The organism is Rhodococcus sp. NPDC003322 (assembly GCF_053589555.1).
In genome coordinates, this window is sequence record NZ_JBSFSC010000006.1 from 1 (window position 1) to 20,275 (window position 20,275).

Below are 20,275 nucleotides of genomic sequence, written 5' to 3' on the forward strand. Positions count from 1 at the left end.
AAGCATTCGATCGAGGATCCGATCGAGATGGAGGCGGCGGCGGATGCGTTGCCGATCGAGCAGGTGGCGAAGCGGTGGATTGTGGCGTCGGATCCCGACCACGCGGTCGAGCAGGTCAAGCAGTACGTCGACGCCGGGCTGAATCATCTGGTGTTTCATGCGCCGGGTCATGATCAGCGGCGTTTTCTGGAGTTGTTCGAGCGGGATTTGGCGCCGCGCCTGCGCGCCCTCGCCTGACGACGACGTCCCGACCCGGCGGGAGTTCCGGGTCGGGACGCACAGGGAGTCGTCGAGGGGTGAGGTCAGGCGACCAGCTTGTCCTTCAGGGCCGCGATCGTGGCGGCGTCCAGACCGAGACCCTGCGTGAGGTAGGCGTCCACCGTGCCGTAGTCCGCGGCGATCTGATCGAGGCCGGCCTGCAGGTAGCTCGCCTCGACCGCCACCACCGGTGCGAGGTTCGTCGCGGCCTTCTGCCCGAGCGTCAGACCGATCAAGCCGAGGGTCTTCTTGTTCGACTGCTCCAGGTAGGTGTTGCTCAGCAGGTAGTCGTCCATGATCGTCTGCTGGGGCAGCCCGGCGATCGTCTGCAGCAACATCGCCGTCCAACCGGTGCGGTCCTTGCCTGACGAGCAGTGGAACAGCTGGGCCCCGTCCTCAGTGGCGAGGGAGGTCAGCAGCTGACCGAAGGTCGCTCGCTTGGCTGCGTCGGTGACGAAGGAGCGATTCGTCTCGCGCAGGAACTCGCGGCCCTCCTCTGGGGTGGTGATCGTCTTGGCCAGGCTCGTCAGATCCCCGAACTCGATCGGCAGGTGCGTGTACTCGGCTCCGGCCGGGATCTTGTCGGGGCCGCCGACCATCGGGTTGCTGATCTCGCTGTCGCCGCGCAGGTCGTAGATGTCGGCGACACCGAGCGAGGTGAGGGTCTGCAGGTCCGCGTCGGAGGCCTTGTCGAGCCCGTTGGAGCGGAAGAACACGCCGCGCTGGAGGTGCCCGCCGTCTGCGGTGACGTAGCCGCCGTCTGTGTTGCCCGCGACGTCGCGGAAGTTGCTGACGGAGGCCAACGTCGACGGACCGGACTGGTTGCCCGAGCCGAGCGATCCGGTGTCGAGCGATCCGGTGTCGAGGGCGCCGAGGGGGCCGAGCGACCCGGTGTCGAGCGATCCGGTGTCGAGGGCGCCGAGGGGGCCGAGCGACCCGGTGTCGAGGGCGCCGGCGGCGGTCGGGGCGCCGACCAGCAGGCCACCCGTGAGCATCACTGCGGCAAAGGTTTTCATGGTGCGACTGGACATGGTGGAACCTTCCTGTGGGGTGGGGCGGTGAGCGATCGGAGTGCGACGTGGGCGGGGTCGGTGGATTCGTGGCGGCCGTGCGGCCCGATGAGTGCGTGGTGCGTGGCCCCTGGTAACCGGGACCGGCGAGATGGTGCGACGCGAGGAGCGAGGACGCCGTGGTGGAGCGGCGGGCATCCAGACAGGAGTCGTTACAGTCTGTAATCACTAAGCCGTGACACAATGTAACGGCCATCACAGAGGTCTGCAAGGGGTTTGAAGAATGTCGAAGGAACGTGAGTCGAAGCACCGGCTCGGACCGCAGCGCGATCCGGCCATCGACGAGGCGGTGCTCGAGGCCACGCGGCAGCTGCTGGTCGAAAAGGGCTATTCGGGAACCTCCATCGACGCGATCGCCACCCGGGCCGGCGTCGGGCGCCCCGCGATCTACCGCCGGTGGCCCTCGAAGGCGCACGTCGTCAACGACGCCGTCTACCCGGTGCTCGACCCGGAGCGCGACGCCGACATCGACGCCGAACTCGGCACCGCGGGCGCGATGCCCGACCAGATTCGTGACCTCGTCCACGGTGCGGTCGCCCTGTTCGCCGCACCGCACACCCGGGCCGGCGTACCGGGGCTGATCAGCGAGTCGCGCTCGGACGAGGCGCTGCGCGAAGTGCTCGTCGTCCGCCAGCTCGCCGGCGTCCGGGCGGAACTGCGGCGGCGCCTGGCCGAGGCCGTCGATGCCGGAGAGATCCGCCGTGGCGTCGACGCCGACACGCTCCTCGACATTCTCGGCGGTGCCGCGATCTTCGCGCTGTGCATCCGCGACGTCGAAGACACCGAAGCGCTTGCAGGCGCACTCACCGACATCGTTCTGCACGGGATCCTGCCCGGGCCGTCCGCCCCCGACGCAAGCGCCGCGGAATCGTGACCGGGGGTCGGCACTAGGCTCACATCCCATGGATTCCAGCGACGACGTCAGGCAGGCCGCCCGCCGTATCGGCGAGGTGTTCGGGATGATGCCGCAGGTGCTGCGGTTCCGGGCGGCTGTCGACGCGGACACCGACGGCGAGGAGCCGGACGAGGTGTCGATCGCGGTCGGTGACGGCTGCCCCGGCCCCGGCTTCGCGTCGTACGCCACGCTCGACCTGGTCCGGTACCCGACGAACGTCACCACCGACGACGGACGACCGATCCGCACCGAGCTGATCACCGTCGGCCGCGCCGACTACCGGCGCCTCGCCGACGTCCTCGCGCAGTGCGCGTTCGCCGTCGCGTCCGGGTCCTTCCACGTCACCCCGAACACCATCGTCCCCAACGCGGTGCACGAGGCGGACCCGGGCAGGGGCACCAAGCACGTGCTGCTCGTCGTCCCGTTCATCTGGCCGGACCTCGAAATCCTCGTCGACCGCGAGGAGGACGTCACCACCTGGTTGCAGGCGGTGCCGATCACCGACGCCGAACTCGAGTTCGCCTCCCGCCGCGGCACCGGCGAACTGTTCTCCCGACTCGAGGCCGCCGGCGCCGACGTCTCCGACATCGACCGGGCCTCGGTGGTCTGACCTCGGGGATCGCCGCACGTCGAGGACCCGGACACCGACCGGTCGTGTTCCATCTGTGTGAAACCGCTGTCGCGGGGTGCCGTCGGGCATAGGCTTTTGATCATGAATCGGCCGTGGCCGCTGATTCAGCGGCAGCACGAGTTCGAAACCCTCAGGTCCGCGTTGACGTCCGCCACCGGTGCGTGTGGGGTCGTCCTGACGGGCGACGCCGGTGTCGGCAAGACCACCCTCGCGCGGGCCGCGACACGGTCGCTCCCCGGCGAGGTGCGCTGGGTTGCGGGTACGGAATCGGCACGGAGCATTCCCCTCGGTGTGTTCGCCCACCTCGTAGGCCCCTCGACCGCACGCGACCCGGTGGCCTTCATGTCGGCGGCCAGGGAGGCCCTTCTGGGTGCGTCAGGGCAGGTCGTGATCGGTGTCGACGACGCGCACCTGCTCGACCAGCTCTCGGCGACCTTCCTGCACCAACTGGCGATCGACCGGGCGGCGCACATCGTCGCGACCATCCGCAGCGGAGAGTCCGCACCGGACGCGGTGACGTCGCTGTGGAAGGACGGGCATTTGACGCGTCTCGAGCTGACCCCGTTCACGCGCCAGCAGAGCGTCGCCTTCATCGAGTCGGTGCTCGGTGGGCCGCTCGAGGGACTCAGCGCCAATCTGATGTGGGACGCTTCCGGGGGCAATGCGCTGTTCCTGCACCATCTAGTCGAGGGCGCGCTCGAGGCGGGGACCCTGCGCGAGTGCCGCGGTGTCTGGCAGCTGCGGGGTCGGGCGGCTATCACGTCCGAACTCGCGTCCCTCCTCGAGGATCGCATCGAACACCTGCCACCGGATGTGATGCGGGTGCTCGAACTGCTCACCTTCTGCGAACCGCTGGCGCTCGACACCCTCGTCGACCTTGCCGGGGAAGAGGCCGTCGAGGATGCCGAGCAGCGCGGGCTCGTTCAGATCGTCGAGGAGGGGCCGAAGGTCGAGGTGCACTACAACCACCCCATGTTCAGCGAGGTCGTCCGCCGCAGGGTTGGAAGGGCCGCGGCGAGGCGGTTGCGCGGCAACCTCGTGGAGGCGTTGCGGACGCGTCCCACCGAAAGCCCCAGCGACCGGATCCGGCTGGCGGAACTGGCCCTCGACAGCGACCAGACTCCCGACCTCGACCTGCTGGTGCACGCCGCGAAAGACGCGATCGCGCTGGCGAACGTGCCACTGGGTGAGCGGCTGGCCCAGGCCGCGGTCGACAGGGACGGCGGATTCCGGGCGGCGAACCTGCTGGCCCGTTCACAGCTGTGGCAGGGACACGCCGCCGAGGCCGAAACCGCGCTGCGCAGGTTCGACCCGGACACCCTCGACGAGCCCCAGCTGGTCCGCTGGGGGGTGACCCGGATCGCGAACCTGCTCTGGGCGGCGGGCGACGCGGATGGCGCAGACCGGGTACTCGACGAGGTCCGGCGGCGGGTGCACGACCCCCACGCGGTCTCGGTGGTTCGCGGCCTCGGCGCCGTCGTCGCCGTGTTCGAGAATCGACTCGACGAGGGGTTGAGGGAGGCAGAAGCCGTTCTCGCCGAAAAGGATCCGTTGCCCTGGGCGGAGGAGTGGGGAACCTTCGCGGCGTCGATGGCGCTCGCGTTGTCGGGCAGAGGTCACGCGGTCGCGGCGTTGGCGATGCGGGGGGACGCCGTGGTGAACCAGGTGGACGGGCTGACCCGCTACCCGGCCGCGATCGGGCCGATTCTCGCGCTGGTCCTGACCGGGGACCTCGACGGTGCCGCGCGCCGCGCCCAGTTGTTCCTCGACCACGGGGCCGGCACCGGCCAGTACATCGGCTGGGGGCAGGCGAACATTTTGTACGCATCCGCCGATTTGGCGGCGGGCCGGTTCGCGGACGCGGCAGGGCGCCTCGAACAGGCGATGGCGGCACTGACGGTCGGAGACTCCGGATCGGCTCTCGCATGGAGCTTCCCTGCCTATCCGTATCTGGCGCAGGCGTATTCGGTCCTGGGTCGGATGGTGGACGCGGCAAAGGTGGTGGCCGCGGGACGGGACCGCTACGGCAGGCATGTCGCGGTCTTCGGGCCGATCTTCGAGATCGGCGCGGCGTGGGAGGCGGCCGGCCAGGGGGAGGTGTCCCGCGGGATCGCCACCGCGCACGGCGCCGCCGACGCGGCACGCGAATCCGGCCAGTTCGCCGTCGAGGCGGTGGCACTGCATCTGGCGACCCGGCTCGGTGATGCGACGACGGCGCCGCGTCTCGCGGAACTCGCCGAGCGGTGCGACGGGCCGTACGTCTCCCTGGCCGCGGCGCAGGCCGCCGCCTTCGCATCCGGTGACGGTGACGAACTGTCCAGAATCTCAGGGGAGTTCGAGGGGATCGGTGCATTGTTGGATGCCGCGGACGCCTCCGCGCAGGCCGCGGTCGCGTACTCCGCTTTCGATCGCCGACGCGACGCACTCGATGCCGCCGCGGCAGCCAACGCACTCGCGCAGCGGTGTGACCACGCGTCGACACCCGCGATCCTCGAGGCCGCGCGCCCGCTGCCATTGACCAGCCGTGAACGTGAGATCGCCTCGCTGGTCGCGGTCGGGCTGTCGAACCGCGAGATCGCGGAGCGGCTGGTGGTGTCCGTCCGCACCGTCGAGGGGCACATCTACCGCGCCTGCATGAAACTCGGCGTCGCCGACCGCAACGAGCTGGGGGACTCGCTGCGCGAGCGGCACACCGATCCCCCCGACGAGGGCGAGTAGTGCACTACTCGTGACGCCCACTCGCGAGGGGGCCAGGGTGGATCCATGAGCGACGAGCGAACGGATTGGTCCGACCGGGTGCTGTGCGTGCTCGGATCGCTGGGACCGGGGATCTCGGAGGTGGACGAACACGGGCTGCTCGAACGGATCGGCGCGCGCTACGGACGACTCTTCGACGCCGACGACTGGAAGTACGTGCAGGGTGAACCGCGCTGGTACAGGGCTACCAGGTCGGCGGCCGACGACCTCGAATCCGACGGCCTGGTGAGCAGCATGCCGGGCCTTCGGCTGACCGAGACCGGTCAGGATCGGGCGCAGCGGGCGTGCGCGCAGGAGGACAAGGACCCACCGCCGAGGCTCGGGATCGGTCCCCCAGTGGCCACCGACGCGTCACCGCCGACGCCCGAGGTCGGTTCTCCTACGGGAATCGACGTGCCACCGCCACCGGCCGGTGTGCTGACCCCCGCGTTGCGCGATGCGGTGGCGCCGAAATCGGGCGGCGCCGAGGTGTCGATCATGATCGAGCTGAACCCGGGTTTCCGGGCCGGACCGGAGCGCGCGTTCGATCGGCTACGCGAGTTGTGGAAACTGGTCGACGGACCGGGCGAACCCCTCCGGGTGTCCGGCAACTACGTGACCGGCGTGCTGAGTGCCGACCAGATCGGGCGGCTCGAGGCCGCCAACGGCGCCGCCGTCGACTGGGCGGACCGCTGCATCATTCAGATGTGGCCGGACTTCAAGATGCACCGACTGATCGATCGGAGCGTCGTCACCATCAAAGCGGACGCCGCCCACCGATCGTTCAACTGCTACGGAGACGGGATCGTGTGGGCGGTCGTCGACTCCGGCATCTCCGGCGAGCACCCGCACTTCCAGGGTTACCACACGCTCGACGACGACTCGGTGAAAGATCTGCATCGCAACTTCACCGGCGACGTCCCGGTGACGGACGGCGCGCTCGTGGACGACCTGGGCCACGGGACGCATGTCGCGGGGATCATCGCCGGCGGACTCGAACTCTGGCAGCCCAAGCGGGACGTGGTGGTGGCCGAGGAGCGCTACAGCATGGCCGCCCCGAACAATCCGATCCTCAAACCGCGTTCGGTCCCCGATCCGAACTGCCTCGCCGGAATGGCGCCCCGGACCCGCCTGGTCAGCCTCAAGGTGCTCGGCGGGTCGGGCCCTGCGGCGTCCCGGGTCGGGCGGGTCGTGCAGGCGCTGAACTACGTGCGGGACATCAACGTTGGGAGCGAACCGCGCATCCACGGAGTCAATCTCAGTCTCGGCTACGAGTTCGACGCCGAATGGGATGCGTGCGGACGCAGCCCGCTGTGCATGGAGATCGACAAGCTGGTGCGGTCAGGTGTGGTCGTGGTCGTCGCTGCGGGCAACTCGGGGTCGGTCACCGTGAACCCGACGTTCGCGAGCCCGCGCCGATTCAGCATGGGGATGACGATCAACGATCCGGGAAACGCCGCGCGGGCCATCACCGTCGGATCCACTCACCGTGACTGTCCGCACCGGTACGGGGTGTCGTACTTCTCGTCCCGCGGCCCCACCAGCGACGGCCGCCGCAAACCCGATCTGGTCGCTCCGGGTGACGGAGTCGTGTCCGCGGCGGCCGGTGAGATGTCCAAGCCGGTGGTCCTGACTCCCGAGCAGAGCGGCGCGGCGGTGTACGTCTCGTCGCGGGGCACGTCGATGGCCGCGCCGCACGTGTCGGGTGCGGTGGCGGCCTTCCTGTCGGTGCGCCGCGAGTTCATCGGTGACCCCGAGGAGGTCAAGCGGGTGTTCGTGGAGTCCGCGACGTCGCTCGGCCGGGACGCCAACTGTCAGGGCGCCGGCCTCGTCGACCTGATGCGGGCGATGCAAGCCGTGTGAGGGAAGTTCGACACCGCATCCGACGAGAGGAACGCAGATGTCCGAGCTCATTGGTGGGAAGCCGTACTGGAACATTGTTTTCGACAAGGACGGAGACGTCGACCGTGCCACCGTGGAGACCGTGGTCCGGGAGGCGGGCGAAGCGGGACTGACCGATCTGGTGATCTTCTCGCACGGCTGGAACAACGATCGGCGGGTCGCGGACAGGCTCTACCACGCCTGGTTCGATCTGCTTGCACCCCAATTGCGGGACGGGGCAACCCGGAAGGCAGGTCTGGTCGGGCTGTTCTGGCCGTCGGCGCGGTGGAGCGACGAACCGATCCCGGATTTCGAACCGGCTGCCGGTCCGTCACACACGGAGGGAGGGGCGGCGTTGCAGCAGCGCACGACGGTGTCCGCCGGCGACCCCGAACTGGACCCGGCCGACGTCGCGCAGCTCGAATCGATGTTCCCGGAGGGAGCCCCGCAGCTGCACAGAATCGCCGAACTGCTCTCGGCCCCACCGGATCCCGACGCCGTCGACGAGCTGTTCCTGCAGTTGCGGTCGTTCGCCGAGCGCACCGCCGGTGGGTTCGACGACGGTGAGAGTGACGGCGCGGTGATGCCGGGAATGCTCGCAGCGGACAACGATCCGAGGACGGTGTTCGACGACTTCGTGGTCGCGCTGTCCGATTGCGGGGTGGAGTTCGACTCGGACGAGGTCGGTGGAGCCGCCGGCCTCGGAGACATGGTGCGCACGGTCTGGAACGGCGCGAAAGAGGCGCTGCGCCAGTTGACGTACTACGAGATGAAGAATCGCGCCGGCGTCGTGGGGGAACGTGGGCTCGGCCCGCTGATCGGCGAACTGCACGACCGGTTGCCGGGTCTCCGGGTCCACCTCGTGGGGCACAGCTTCGGTGGGCGCGTCGTGTCGTTCGCGCTGGCCGGTCTCCCCGAGCAGTTGGACCCCTCGCCGGTGAAGTCGGTGACGCTGCTGCAACCGGCCTTCTCGGCGTTCGCGTTCGCCGACCGGTTGCCCTTCGATTCCGGGCGCAGCGGCGCGCTCGCCAGCCGGGCCGCGCGCGTCGACGGACCGATCTCGGTGTGCTACTCGAGCCACGACTCGGCACTCGGGGTGCTCTACCCGATCGCCTCGGCCGTATCGAGATCCGACGCGGCCGCGGCCGAGGACGCCAGGTCCCGGTGGAGCGCCCTCGGCGCGGTGGGTGCGCACGCCACCCCGATGGTCACATTGGGAAAGGTCGACTCCGACTACCCGTTCGACGCGGGCCATCTGCTCAACATCGACGCCTCGGAGATCGTCAAGGCGGGACGGCCGCCCTCAGGAGCCCACAGCGACATCGTGCACGAGGAACTCGCCTGGGTGGTCGCGCGGGCCGGTGGGCTGGCAGGTCGATAGCCGCTCGGGTGGCGGCCGTGCCGGGCCCGCGCATCGCCCCGCCGGTCAGAGACCCTGGGGCGGCACGGGGATCGGTATCGGTGGATCCACGTCCCGGTGCACCGGAAAACTCCTGCGGCCGTGCAGGAGACTTTCTCCCTTCGCCAGCGACAGGTCCAGGGTCACGGCCCCGGCCACACAGTCGACCCCCGCGATCGCGCCCTTCTTGACGGCCAGCGACGTCTCGCCCATGTCGAACGCGACGTCGAGGTCGAATTCGATCGTGCCGGCCTCGGTCCCGTCGATGAGCACCGCGACCTGCGGATGATGCTCGGAGGTGACGTGATACGGCTTGGCGAGCGTCACGACCACGTCCTTCTCCGGCGCGGCGAGGGTCTGCCGGGCGGCGTCGGTCAGGGCGCGATACCGCGCCAGTCCCGTCAGGAGCAGTGGATGCGGGTCCTGGTCGAGGAACCGCAGCGCGGCCTCGAGGACTCGCGAGTCGAGGAGACGGCACGCAGATCGCGGCAGCGGGTGCGCGCTCCGCACCCGACCGGACACCAGTCCGTCCGCGGGCACCTTCGGCCGCATCCGGCCGGTGAGCACGTTGTCGGGTGCGTGCTCGAACACTGCCGTGCGCAGGCTGGCGTCGTTGTCGTGGTCAGTCCCGGTCATCGTGATCCTCCTCGAACATCTGGACTCCGGCATCGTCGCGCGGGTCCAGTCGAACCGTGTGGTCCGGCGCCTCGTCGGCCCGTTCCGCCGCGATCGCGGCGGGGCCAAGGGTCGGCCGGGTGTCGGCGTGTGCGTTCACCCACTTGCGGCCCCGGCCGGCCCGGGTGGTCACCACCACCGCTGCGGTGGAGACGGACGCGAACGCGGCCAGGGCGAGGGCGCCGACCTGCGGTTCGTCGTCGTTCGATTCGGGGGCGGGCCCCGTGGTGGTCGGGGGCAGGGAAGGCAGGGCGCCCGTCGGCGGGCCGGGCCTCGTCGCGACGGTGGTCGGCCCGGGCTTCGGGATCGATGGTGGCGGCGTCGTTCGCGCGGGGACCCCCGGTGCCGGTGGCCTTTCGGGGCGGGGGTGTTCGGCTGCCGGCTTCGAGGCCGACGTCGTCGGTGTCGGGGCGCCCTCCGAGCTGGAGATCCTCGGAGGCGGAGGCGGAGGCGGTGGAGGGGGCGGCGGTGGAGGCGGTGGCGGGGGCGGTGTCCAGGTCGGGATCGTCGGAGGTGTGTAGCCCGAGGTCGGACACAGGTCCGGATGCCGCTGGCAGAAGTTCACCAGGTCGCCCGGGCTCGGGTATCCGCCGTCCGGGCCCGGGATGCTCACGCCCGGGTCCACGACCGCGGCAGCAGCCGCCGGCGCGAGCAGGAGCAGGGCCGGGATCGGGGCAGCGGCGGCGAGCCGGACCGCGAACCGCCGGACCGAGCGACGCCGGGAAAGGGTGCTCCACGGGCATCGGGTGGTGTTCCGGATGCGCGTGTCGTCGGGTGACATGGTGGGCCTCGCTGGTCGTGGACCGAAGGATCGGACACGGTCGACGGTGCCACTCGGGGATCGTCCCGCCATGCGTAGCCGGCTACCCGAATCCGGGTGGGCGCATCGGGAGGGATTACGCGGTCACGCCCTAGTCTGGTCGCATGGCACCCGCAGCGGCAGTCTCGAGCGTCTACATCGCCTCCCCGGAGGGCGACACCGGCAAGTCGACGATCGCGCTGGGCGTGCTGCAGATGCTCTGCGGGTCGACCGCCCGGGTGGGGGTGTTCCGGCCGATCGCGCGCTCGACCGACGAGCCCGACTACATCCTCGAACTGCTGCTCGAACACACCACTGCGGACCTGGCCTACGACCAGTGCCTCGGCGTCACCTACGAGCAGGTGCACGAGGACCCCGAGCTGGCGATCGCGGAGATCGTCTCGCGATACCACGCGATGGCCCGGTACTGCGACGCCGTGGTGATCGTCGGCAGCGACTACACCGATATCGCCAGCCCCAGCGAGCTCGAGTTCAACGCGCGGATCGCCGTGAACCTGGACGCACCGGTGCTGCTGGCGTTGCGTGGGGCGGGCCGCACCCCCGACGAGGTGTACCAGCTCGGGCAGATCTGTGCCGCCGAGTTGCGTTCCCAGCATGCGCATCTGGTGGGTGTCGTGGTGAACCGGTGCGAACCGGAGGATCTCGATGCGGTGGTGGTCGCGTTGGTTCCGATGCACGTACCGGTGTGGAGTCTGCCGGAGATCCCGCTGCTGGTGGCGCCGACGGTGGCCGAACTGCAGAACGCCATCGACGGGGAGCTCTACAGCGGAGACGTCGAACTGCTGCAACGGGAGGCACTGCAGGTGATGGTCGGGGGGATGACCGCCGAGCACATCCTCGAGCGGCTCACCGACGGCATGGTGGTGATCTCCCCGGCGGATCGGTCCGACGTCCTGCTCGCGGTGGTCAACGCCCATGAGGCGGAAGGATTCCCGTCCATCGCCGGGATCATCATGAACGGCGGGTTGCGGCCGCACCCCGCGATCGCGAAGCTGATGGCCGGCCTGCGCCCGAGCCTGCCGATCCTGACCACCGACCTGGGCACCTTCGACACCGCGTCCGCGGCTGCGCGTACCCGTGGCCGGGTCGCCGTCGGCTCGCAGCGCAAGGTGGACACCGCACTGAGTCTGATGGAGCGGCGCGTGGACTCCGCGGACCTGCTGGCGTGGCTGCAGGTCGAGCGTCCGGAGGTGGTCACCCCGCAGATGTTCGAGTACCAACTGATCGAACGCGCTCGCGCCGATCGACGGCACATCGTGCTCCCCGAGGGGGACGACGACCGGATCCTGCGCGCGGCCGGACGGCTGCTGCAACGCAAGGTGGCGGACCTGACCATCCTCGGGGACGAGGCGCTGGTGCGTCGGCGGGCCGCCGAACTCGGTGTCGACCTCGACGGTGCCGCGGTCCTGAATCCGCCGGACTGCGAGTACACCGAGCGGTTCGCGGTCGAGTACGCGCGGCTGCGGGCACACAAGGGCATGACCGTCGAACGCGCCCGGGAGGTGATGACCGACGTCTCCTACTTCGGAACGATGATGGTGCACACCGGAATTGCCGAGGGCATGGTCTCCGGCGCCGTGCACACCACCGCCCACACCATCCGTCCTGCGTTCGAGATCATCAGGACCGAACCCGGGGTGTCGACGGTGTCGAGCATTTTCCTGATGTGCCTGGCGGATCGGGTCCTCGCCTACGGTGACTGCGCCGTGGTGCCCGATCCGACGGCCGAGCAACTCGCGGACATCGCGATCTCCTCTGCGGGCACGGCGGCGCGGTTCGGCATCGACCCCCGGATCGCGATGCTGTCCTACTCGACCGGCGACTCCGGTGCCGGCGTCGAGGTGGACAAGGTCCGCATGGCCACGGCGCTGGTCCGGGAGCGACGTCCGGACCTGTTGGTGGAGGGGCCGATTCAGTACGACGCCGCCGTGGAGCCGAGCGTGGCCACCACGAAGCTGCCGGACTCGCAGGTCGCCGGTCGGGCCACGGTCTTCGTGTTCCCGGACCTGAACACCGGCAACAACACCTACAAGGCGGTGCAGCGCAGCGCCGGCGCCGTCGCCGTTGGGCCGGTGCTGCAGGGGCTGAACAAGCCGGTCAACGACCTCTCCCGGGGCGCGCTCGTGCAGGACATCGTCAACACGGTGGCAATCACCGCCATCCAGGCGCAGGGCATCGCGACGGGGGAGGAGAGCGCGTGAAAGGGTCGGTACTGGTAGTCAATTCGGGATCATCGTCGATCAAGTACCAGCTCGTCGACCCGGACAGTGGGGACGCGCTCGCGGCCGGGTTGGTCGAGCGGATCGGGGAGCCCGACGGTGTGATCACCCACCGCTACCGGGGCGCGGACCGTGAACACCGTGGCCCGATCACCGATCACGCGCACGGTCTGCGGTTGGCGTTCGGCATGTTCGCCGAGGACGGCGTGGATCTGGCCACGGCGGGGATCGCGGCGGTCGGACACCGGGTGGTGCACGGCGGCGAGGTGTTCTACCGGCCCACGCTCATCACCCCCGACGTACTCGCCGAGATCTCCCGGCTCTCGGCGCTCGCACCGTTGCACAACCCCGCGAACGCCATCGGCATCGAGAGCGCGATGCTCGCCCTGCCGTCCGTGCCGCACGTCGCAGTGTTCGACACCGCCTTCTTCCACACCCTGCCCGCGCGGGCCCGCACCTACGCCGTGGACGCGGCCGTCGCGGCGGCACACGGTGTGCGCCGCTACGGTTTTCACGGCACCTCCCACGAGTGGGTGTCCGCGCGGGTCGCCGAGGTGCTCGGACGCGATCTGACGGAGCTGAACCAGATCGTGCTGCACCTGGGCAACGGGGCGTCGGCGTCCGCCATCGCCGGCGGGCGGGCAGTCGACACGTCGATGGGACTGACCCCGCTCGAAGGGCTCGTGATGGGTACCCGCAGCGGCGACATCGACCCCGGGCTCGTGATGCACCTGCGGCGCAGCGCCGGACTCGACGTCGACGAGATCGACGACCTGCTCAACCGGCGGTCCGGACTCAAGGGGCTGTGCGGCGTCAACGACTTCCGGGAACTGCGCCGCCTGATCGACGAGGGCGACGCCGCCGCGGCGCTGGCCTACGACGTCTACGTCCATCGGCTGCGCAAGTACATCGGCGCCTACCTGGTCGCACTCGGCGGCGTCGACGCGATCACCTTCACCGCGGGCGTGGGGGAGAACGCCGTCGAGGTGCGGGCCGATGCGCTGTCCGGCCTGCACCGGCTCGGCATCGAGATCGACCCCGCACGCAACGCCGTGCGCAGCCACGAACCCCGCGTCATCTCCACCGACGGCTCCGCGGTCACCGTTCTCGTCGTGCCGACCAACGAGGAACTCGCGATCGCCCGCTTCGCCCGGGAGTTCGCCGGCTAGGCGTTCCGGGGATGCCGCGGCTCACCACCAGGTGCGGGGGCGGGTCCGGTTGGCGAGATCGACGAGGGTGTTCCGGTGCGCACGGCTGGACGTGTTGCGGGCCAACGCGCGCAGCACGGTCTCGGTTCCGGCGCGCAGGCCCCGTTCGGTGAACTCGGCGCCGAGGACGGGGCCGCGGTCGCGGTCGGCGACATGGCCGGACAGCACCCAGTCGAGGGCGGTGCCCAGGACCACCGCACGCATCTGCAGCGCTCGGCCCTCGTCGGGCGGCAGCGCCTGCACGCGACCCGCGGCGTCCCGCAGCGCCGCCTCGTCCAGCCTTGCGATCGGTGCCCCCGACAGCCGGGTCAGGGCCGCGGTCATCCGGGCGGTGGAGTAGAGGCGCGACGTCGGCGGGATCTGGTCCAGCGCGGCGACCGCGCCGGCGATGTCGCCCCGGTCGGCGAGCTGCCGGGACAGGCCGAATGCGGCGCTCACCACTCCCCGGTCGGTGCGCCACACCGTGCCGTAGTACTTCTCGGCGAAGGTGCGCCACTGGTGGGGATCGTCGGTGTGCCAGTGCTGCAGGATCAGTTCGGCGGTCGCGGCCAGCGCCAGCTTCGGGGCGATCTCCCCGGGCAGCGCGGCCAGCGTCACGTCGAAGTACGTCATCGCGGCCTCGTACTCGCCGACGAGCAACGCCACCATGCCGCGGTACCAGTCGACCCGCCAGTTGCCGCTCTTCGTCTCGGGGACCGTGTCGAGGACCCGGCCTGCGGACTCCCCGTCCCCGAGGTCGAGGAGGGCCTTCGTCTCGGCGAGCGCGATCTCCGTGGTGAACCCGGGCCCGCCGTCGGCGGTCCGTTCGAGGCCGCCCGCGCGGGCGCGGCGGATCGCGTCGAGGCTCTGGGCCGGTTCGGCGTGCACCGTCGCGGCGATCAACGTGGCACTGGGATCGGACGGATCGATCAGTGGAACGGACAGCGCGGCAACGACATCCCGCGCCTCAATGGTGCCGTCGTGCTGTCGCCCGTCGAGGTAGACGTCGGTGCCTCGGACCGCCCACTCGGTGCCGAACACGGTGCGTCCGGGGCTGAACACCTCCGACAGGCCGGGGCGTTCCTCCCCGCTCTGCTGGGCCAGCACCTCGCGGAGCACGCCGATCAGTTGGCCCGCGGCCTCGGCGGCGCCGCCGAACCGGCGATCGGGGTCGGGGTCGGTGGCGCGCAACAGGAACCGGTACAGCGACTCGTGCTCGGCGAGGAGTGGTGCGTCCGCCGGGGCCGGGATACCCGCCCGGTAGTGCCCGTTCTCCGAGGGCATGTTCAGGCACATTACGGCCAGCGTGCGTCCGACGGTGTAGATGTCGGTCGCGACGGTGGGACCGGTGCGGAGGATCTCCGGGGCCTGGTAGCCGGGGGTGCCGTACAGGTAGCCGAAGTCCTCGAGGCCTGCCACCGCACCGAGGTCGATCAGCTTGACCTGATCGTCGGTGATCATGATGTTCTCCGGCTTGAGGTCGTTGTACGCCAAGCCGATCGAGTGCAGGTAGTCCAACGCGGGCAGCACCTCGAGCAGGTACGCGATGGCCTGGTCGACGGGGAGTCGTTCGGGGCGCGGCCGGGCGCGAAGCGCGTCGCGCAGGGAGTGTCCGCCGACGTACTCCATCACGATGAAGCCGACGCTGCTGCCGTCCGGTTCCGGGTGCTCGACGAAGTTGTAGATTTTCACGATTCTCGAACTCTCGACCTCGGCGAGGAACTGCCGTTCGGCCAGCGCAACCGCCTGCGCCTCGGAATCCCCGGAATGCAGCAGGCCCTTGAGCACCACCCATCGGTCGCTGACGTTGCGGTCGATGGCCAGGTAGATCCAGCCCAGCCCGCCGTGCGCGATGCAGCCCTGCACCTCGTACTGGCCGGCCACCATGTCCCCGGCCGCCAGCCGTGGCGAGAAGTCGAACCCGGCGTGGCAGGCCGGGCAGTTGCCCGTGGTGTCGTCGAGTCCTCCGCGTCCCACCGGCTTTCCGCACTTCCAGCAGAACCTCTTGTTCACGGCGACAACGGGTTCCGTCATCACCGCGGTGGAAGGATCGGGCATCGCAAAGGACGGGACCTCGACCAGTCCGCCGCCGATACGACGACGCGCGCTCGTGCGGGTCCGCCCGGACCGGCTGCGCCTGCTGCTGCGCGCCGAGCCCGACCGGCCCGACGTGTCCTCCTCACCGGGGGTGGCGGCGGGGGCCGGCGCGGGCGTCGCCTGCGTGGGCCGTGCTCCCTGGGTGGGCCGTGCGGCCCGAGTGGGGGGCACCTCGTCGGGGGTCTCGCTCATCGCCTCGTTCAGTCCTCGTAGTGCGGCGTCGGAGGTGCGGGAGCGGGACCGATCGTGCCCAGCCAGCGGTTGTGGATGCGCTGCCACGTCCCGTCACCGCGGATCCGCTCCAGGGTCCCGTTGACCTGCCGCACAAGATCGGTGTCCGACTTGTTGACACCGATCCCGTACGGCTCGGAACTCATTGCGGGGCCGACGAGTTCGAGGTTCGGGTCCTGGGAGGCCAGGCCCGCGAGGATCGAATCGTCGGACGTCACCGCGTCGACCTGACGCTGCTGCAACACCACCAGGCAGTCGCCCCAGTTCGGCACCGACAACACCGTCGCCTCCGGCTGCACCTGCTGAATGCGCTGCAGGTTCGTCGTGCCCGCGACCGCGCACACCCGGCGGCCGGAGAGGTCTGCCGCGTCCCGGATGCCGGACCCCTTCATCGCCAGGACCCGTTGCCCGGCTTCGTAGTACACGGTCGAGAACCCCACCTTCGCCCGCCGTTCACATGTGATGGTCATCGTCTTCACGACCACATCGACGGTCCGGTCGTCGAGCGCCGCAACACGATCCGCCGACGAGAGGATGCGGAACTCGATCCGGTCCGGGTCGCCGAACAGGTCACGAGCGACTTCGTGGGCGATGTCCACGTCGAAGCCCTCGATGGTGCCCGTCGCGGGATTGCGGAAGCTGAACAGGTTGCTACTGGTGTCCAGGCCGACGAGCAGCCTGCCGCGCGCCCGGATCCGGTCGAGAGCGGGTGTCGGCGCTGTGGAGCCCGCCGGTGCCGGGCGCAGGCTCGCGGTCGGGTCGCCGCAGTCCGGGGTGGGAGCGGTCGAGGTGGGCGACGCGGCGATCGCCGCACCCGACGGCAGCGGCGGCTCGAGGTACGTCGACGACGGCTCGGACGAGTCGGGTTCGGCGGTGGTGGCGCACCCACAGACCACCGCGGCGACGGCGGCCAGCAGAGCCCCCCACCGGCGGGCGGCAGTCCGGCGGCGCGTCACTGGTACTCCCGCAGCCGGGGCCACAGGCCGATCGCCACACCGGCGACCGCCACCGCGGCCAACCCGAGGATGCCCGGCGCCAGGCCGGTCAGCATCGACAGCGCCCGGTCGACACCCCGTCGCAGTTCCGTCCGTGTCTCCCCGATCGCATCGGTCAGCTGGGTGTCGGCGGCGGCGTACTGCGCGGCAGAGCCGTCACCACCCGGTGCGACGGCGACGGTGACGGCCGCCTGCCAGTCGCCGCGGGCGAGCAGCGCCATCAACCGGGTGTGCGCGCTCGCCCATGCCGAGCGGGCTCGGCCCGCGGCCGCGACCTCGTCGGACCCGACCTGCGGACCGACGCGTGCGACGCCGTCGAGCGTCGACCCGAGCTCGTCGAGGTGTCTTTCGAAGTCGCTGTTGTAGCGTCCGGTGAAGTCGCGGCGCACCAGTCCCAGCGTCTCGTCGGCGCGGGCCTGCTGCGCCAGGATCCGCGCGGTGGTCAGCTCGGTCAGCGGCCGCGCGCCGTGGTCGAGCGCGCGGGCGGTGGACGTCGCGGAGACGACCCCGGCGATCACCAGCCACCCCAGTGACGCGGTGACCGCCAGCGACGCCACGATCAGCCCCGCGTTCAGGCGTCGGCGGGTCCGGCGGGCGAGGAGCACGTGTGCCAGCAGCAGCGCGGCCAGGGTTGCCATCAGCAACGCGATCGACAGCCACGGCGGGGTCGCGAACTCGGCCTGGGTCTGCACGACCCGCGCGGCCTGTGCGGCATGCAACTGCTGTGCCAACGGCAGCAACGTCGACTGCATCATCGTCGACGCCTCGCTCAGGTACGCCGATCCCACCGGATGACCGTCTCTGTTGTTGGTGCGGGCCGTCTCGATCAGACCGGTGTAGACGGGCACCCCCACCGACAGTTTCGCCAGCAGGTCGTGCGAGGCGGTGTCGGAGGTGTCGATCCCCGCGGCGGCGTCGACCAGGTCGGCGCCCGCGTCGGCGATCGCCTGCGTGTAGCGGTCGCGGACGGCGATCGGCTCGACGCCGCCGGACAGGAAGGCCGTCGTCGCCGCGGCATCGGCGATGGACAGCGAGCTGTAGATGTCCTGGGCCGCGAAGGCGAGTGGTTCGACCTCCGACTGCAGGGCGTCGAGGGTGCGCTGCCGGTCCGTGACCTGTGCCGCGGCCACGGTTCCGGAGACCATCGCCGCGATGACCAGTCCGATGCCGAGCATCGTGATCCGGGAAGGGCTGGTGCGCAGCCGCGATCGCAGCCGCGCGGACGGGCCGACCGGATCGCCGTCCGGCCCGGCGCCACGCGGCTGCGTGGAGGGGGCCACCCGTACAACCACCGCGCATCCCTTCGCACCTGGCTCGATCGCCGGACAGAGGGCAGCATATAAGCAGTAACCGTGCTTCGGCTCGATCGACTGGCTAAGTTCGAGGCGCGCGGTTCCGAAGGCGCATGATGCGTCTCGTACCCGGCCCGTCGGCCGGGTACGAGGTGATCCGAGTACACGGGGTAGGTGAGCGAAGTCGATGCGCGGTGACGGGGACGGCTGGGCGAAGAGCGGAGACGGCAGCCGCTACTGGGGACGGTACGGCGCTGCCGGTCTGCTGCTGCGTGCCCCGATGCCCGGCGGCGGGTCGGCCGTGCTGCTCCAACACCGGGCCGCGTGGAGCCATCAGGGCGGAACATGGGCCCTGCCGGGCGGAGCGAGGGACTCGCACGAGACCACCACCCACGCCGCGGTTCGGGAAGCCGAGGAGGAGGCCGGGATCGACTCCGCCCACCTACGGGTGCGGGCAGAACGAGTCACCGCCCGCGCCGCCGGCGGGGACTGGACGTACACGACGGTGATCGCGGACGCCGAGTTCACACTGGACACCGTGCCGAACGGGGAGAGCACCGAACTGCGCTGGGTGCCCGAGGATCAGGTGACGGACCTGCCGCTGCACCCGGGCTTCGAGGCGAGCTGGCCGGGATTGCGGGCCGCCCCGGTGCGCTTGCTCCTCGACACCGCCAACGTCGTCGGGTCGCGTCCCGACGGCTGGTGGCGGGACCGCGCAGGCGCGACCGGGCGGCTACTCGCCGGCATCGCGGCAACCCTGCCGCGGACGATCGAGCTCCCGGACGGCGGGTTCGGTTGGCTGCCGCGGGTCGAGGCGGTGCTCGAAGGTCAGGCCGCGGCCGTCGCCGAGGCGGACGTGCGGGTTCCGGTGCACGTCGCGTCGGGAAGCGGCGACGACACCCTCGCACTCCTCGCGACCGGCCCGGGCGGGGCGACCACCCTGACCGGCGTCGCGGGTGAACTGACCGCCGTCGTCACCGCCGACCGCGGCCTGCGTGACAGGCTGCCGGAGACGGTGCTGCGCTTCTCGCCCTCCACCGTGCTGTCCTGGTTGGACTGACCGCTTCGCCCACCCTCGCCGAGGTTCCCTAATGTCACATTGGGTATCGCCAAGTGAGCCAATGTGACATCAGGGAACAGCTGGCGAGGGGGGAACGGGGTCAGCGGGCGGCGGCGTTGCGGTCGAGGGCGTCGGCGAGGAAGCGGGCCGCGGCCTGCGGATCGCGGGCCTCGGTGATCGCCCGTACCACGGCGACCCGGGTGGCGCCCGCGTTCAGGACTTCGGGCAGGCGCTCCTCGTCGATGCCGCCGATCGCGAACCACGGCATCATCGGATCCGACTCGGCGACCTGGCGGACCAGCTCGAGACCGGAGGCGCTGCGGCCGGGCTTGGTCGGGGTCGCCCACACCGGACCGGTGGCGAAGTAGTCGACACCTTCCTCGATCGCGGCGAGCTGCGCCTGCGCACGACTGCCGGTCGAGCGGCCGATCACCACGTCCGGCCCCACGATCTCGCGCGCATAGTGCACCGGCAGGTCGCCCTGCCCGAGGTGCAGCACGTCGGCCCCGGACGCCAGCGCGAGGTCGGCGCGGTCGTTGACGGCGAGCAGTGCACCGTGTCGTCGGCACGCGGCCGCCAGTTCGGCGAGCGCCGCCAGCTCCTCGCGGGCCTCGATCCGGCCGAACTCGCGTTCGCCTGCCGAGCCCTTGTCACGGAGCTGGATGATGTCGACACCGCCGGACAGGACGGCGTCGGCGAACTTCGCCAGGTCGCCGCGCTCCCGTCGGGCGTCGGTGCACAGGTACAGGCGCGCGGTGGCGAGGCGTTCGCGCGGTGTCGGGTGATGACCGGCTTGCGAGGTGGGCACGGGGCCAACGGTAGTCTCTGG

General features: G+C 70.5%; 15 protein-coding genes and 1 pseudogene. 9 read left to right on the plus strand and 7 right to left on the minus strand.

The features are described 5' to 3' along the window. Positions 1 to 237, plus strand: a pseudogene (locus ACWDUM_RS22525) (glucose-6-phosphate dehydrogenase (coenzyme-F420)); the annotation flags it as partial. A gap of 65 nt (positions 238 to 302) precedes the next feature. Here the strand turns inward: ACWDUM_RS22525 and ACWDUM_RS22530 are convergent. Further along, positions 303 to 1,289, minus strand: a complete 987-nt coding sequence (locus tag ACWDUM_RS22530; protein ID WP_450135707.1) for a tyrosine-protein phosphatase — start codon at positions 1,287 to 1,289, stop codon at positions 303 to 305. A gap of 262 nt (positions 1,290 to 1,551) precedes the next feature. On the opposite strand from ACWDUM_RS22530, the gene ACWDUM_RS22535 reads away from it, so the two are divergent. The 5 genes from ACWDUM_RS22535 to ACWDUM_RS22555 all read left to right on the plus strand — a co-directional run bounded on the left by ACWDUM_RS22535 (position 1,552) and on the right by ACWDUM_RS22555 (position 8,852). Beyond that, entirely contained in the window at positions 1,552 to 2,202 is a 651-nt protein-coding gene (locus tag ACWDUM_RS22535; protein ID WP_450135708.1) for a TetR/AcrR family transcriptional regulator, read from the plus strand. Between the two features lie 28 nt (positions 2,203 to 2,230). Next, the gene (locus ACWDUM_RS22540; protein ID WP_450116826.1) at positions 2,231 to 2,833 is read left to right on the plus strand and encodes a suppressor of fused domain protein; all 603 of its coding nucleotides are present in this window, start codon (positions 2,231 to 2,233) and stop codon (positions 2,831 to 2,833) included. 102 nt (positions 2,834 to 2,935) lie between these two features. Continuing rightward, a complete protein-coding gene (locus ACWDUM_RS22545; RefSeq protein ID WP_450135709.1) occupies positions 2,936 to 5,572 on the plus strand; it encodes a LuxR C-terminal-related transcriptional regulator in 2,637 nt (878 codons plus the stop codon). Between the two features lie 45 nt (positions 5,573 to 5,617). Beyond that, positions 5,618 to 7,453: a S8 family serine peptidase gene (locus ACWDUM_RS22550; RefSeq protein WP_450135710.1), complete on the plus strand. Its 1,836-nt coding sequence runs from the start codon at positions 5,618 to 5,620 to the stop codon at positions 7,451 to 7,453. A 37-nt stretch (positions 7,454 to 7,490) separates the two neighbouring features. Continuing rightward, positions 7,491 to 8,852 (plus strand): serine-threonine protein kinase, encoded by a 1,362-nt coding sequence (locus tag ACWDUM_RS22555; protein ID WP_450135711.1) that lies wholly within the window; start codon positions 7,491 to 7,493, stop codon positions 8,850 to 8,852. Between the two features lie 45 nt (positions 8,853 to 8,897). Here ACWDUM_RS22555 and ACWDUM_RS22560 read toward each other — a convergent pair whose 3' ends face one another. Together ACWDUM_RS22560 and ACWDUM_RS22565 are read right to left on the minus strand one after the other, a co-directional pair. Next, on the minus strand, positions 8,898 to 9,506 hold the full coding sequence (locus ACWDUM_RS22560; protein WP_450135712.1) for a hypothetical protein: 609 nt from the start codon (positions 9,504 to 9,506) through the stop codon (positions 8,898 to 8,900). After that, positions 9,493 to 10,326, minus strand: a complete 834-nt coding sequence (locus ACWDUM_RS22565; RefSeq protein ID WP_450135713.1) for a hypothetical protein — start codon at positions 10,324 to 10,326, stop codon at positions 9,493 to 9,495. Before ACWDUM_RS22565 ends, ACWDUM_RS22560 begins: the two co-directional genes overlap by 14 nt. 143 nt (positions 10,327 to 10,469) lie before the next feature. Between ACWDUM_RS22565 and pta the strand changes: the two genes are divergently transcribed. Beyond that, positions 10,470 to 12,566 carry a phosphate acetyltransferase gene (gene pta, locus ACWDUM_RS22570; RefSeq protein ID WP_450116832.1) on the plus strand — a complete coding sequence of 699 codons (2,097 nt, stop codon included), beginning with the start codon at positions 10,470 to 10,472 and terminating at the stop codon, positions 12,564 to 12,566. Then, positions 12,563 to 13,753 carry an acetate kinase gene (locus tag ACWDUM_RS22575; RefSeq protein ID WP_450116833.1) on the plus strand — a complete coding sequence of 397 codons (1,191 nt, stop codon included), beginning with the start codon at positions 12,563 to 12,565 and terminating at the stop codon, positions 13,751 to 13,753. The genes pta and ACWDUM_RS22575 overlap by 4 nt, the downstream gene beginning before the upstream one ends. A 21-nt stretch (positions 13,754 to 13,774) precedes the next feature. Here the strand turns inward: ACWDUM_RS22575 and ACWDUM_RS22580 are convergent, their stop codons facing one another. The 3 genes from ACWDUM_RS22580 to ACWDUM_RS22590 are packed head-to-tail and all read right to left on the minus strand — an operon-like array spanning position 13,775 to position 18,374. Next, on the minus strand, positions 13,775 to 16,060 hold the full coding sequence (locus ACWDUM_RS22580; protein ID WP_450135714.1) for a tetratricopeptide repeat protein: 2,286 nt from the start codon (positions 16,058 to 16,060) through the stop codon (positions 13,775 to 13,777). Positions 16,061 to 16,068: 8 nt separating this feature from the next. Then, positions 16,069 to 17,055, minus strand: a complete 987-nt coding sequence (locus ACWDUM_RS22585; protein ID WP_450135715.1) for a glutamate ABC transporter substrate-binding protein — start codon at positions 17,053 to 17,055, stop codon at positions 16,069 to 16,071. Beyond that, positions 17,052 to 18,374 carry a hypothetical protein gene (locus ACWDUM_RS22590; RefSeq protein ID WP_450135716.1) on the minus strand — a complete coding sequence of 441 codons (1,323 nt, stop codon included), beginning with the start codon at positions 18,372 to 18,374 and terminating at the stop codon, positions 17,052 to 17,054. The genes ACWDUM_RS22585 and ACWDUM_RS22590 overlap by 4 nt, the downstream gene beginning before the upstream one ends. A gap of 199 nt (positions 18,375 to 18,573) precedes the next feature. Between ACWDUM_RS22590 and ACWDUM_RS22595 the strand changes: the two genes are divergently transcribed. Further along, positions 18,574 to 19,446 carry an NUDIX hydrolase gene (locus tag ACWDUM_RS22595; protein ID WP_450116837.1) on the plus strand — a complete coding sequence of 291 codons (873 nt, stop codon included), beginning with the start codon at positions 18,574 to 18,576 and terminating at the stop codon, positions 19,444 to 19,446. Positions 19,447 to 19,546: 100 nt separating this feature from the next. Here the strand turns inward: ACWDUM_RS22595 and thiE are convergent, their stop codons facing one another. After that, positions 19,547 to 20,254, minus strand: a complete 708-nt coding sequence (gene thiE, locus ACWDUM_RS22600) for a thiamine phosphate synthase (RefSeq protein WP_450135717.1) — start codon at positions 20,252 to 20,254, stop codon at positions 19,547 to 19,549. Between the last annotated feature and the right edge of the window lie 21 nt (positions 20,255 to 20,275).

Coding starts and splice junctions, on each gene's coding strand:
- ACWDUM_RS22530 (WP_450135707.1), bottom strand. CDS start 1,289: ATGTCCAGTCGCACCATGAAAACCTTTGCCGCAGTGATGCTCACGGGT.
- ACWDUM_RS22535 (WP_450135708.1), top strand. CDS start 1,552: ATGTCGAAGGAACGTGAGTCGAAGCACCGGCTCGGACCGCAGCGCGAT.
- ACWDUM_RS22540 (WP_450116826.1), top strand. CDS start 2,231: ATGGATTCCAGCGACGACGTCAGGCAGGCCGCCCGCCGTATCGGCGAG.
- ACWDUM_RS22545 (WP_450135709.1), top strand. CDS start 2,936: ATGAATCGGCCGTGGCCGCTGATTCAGCGGCAGCACGAGTTCGAAACC.
- ACWDUM_RS22550 (WP_450135710.1), top strand. CDS start 5,618: ATGAGCGACGAGCGAACGGATTGGTCCGACCGGGTGCTGTGCGTGCTC.
- ACWDUM_RS22555 (WP_450135711.1), top strand. CDS start 7,491: ATGTCCGAGCTCATTGGTGGGAAGCCGTACTGGAACATTGTTTTCGAC.
- ACWDUM_RS22560 (WP_450135712.1), bottom strand. CDS start 9,506: ATGACCGGGACTGACCACGACAACGACGCCAGCCTGCGCACGGCAGTG.
- ACWDUM_RS22565 (WP_450135713.1), bottom strand. CDS start 10,326: ATGTCACCCGACGACACGCGCATCCGGAACACCACCCGATGCCCGTGG.
- pta (WP_450116832.1), top strand. CDS start 10,470: ATGGCACCCGCAGCGGCAGTCTCGAGCGTCTACATCGCCTCCCCGGAG.
- ACWDUM_RS22580 (WP_450135714.1), bottom strand. CDS start 16,060: ATGAGCGAGACCCCCGACGAGGTGCCCCCCACTCGGGCCGCACGGCCC.
- ACWDUM_RS22595 (WP_450116837.1), top strand. CDS start 18,574: ATGCGCGGTGACGGGGACGGCTGGGCGAAGAGCGGAGACGGCAGCCGC.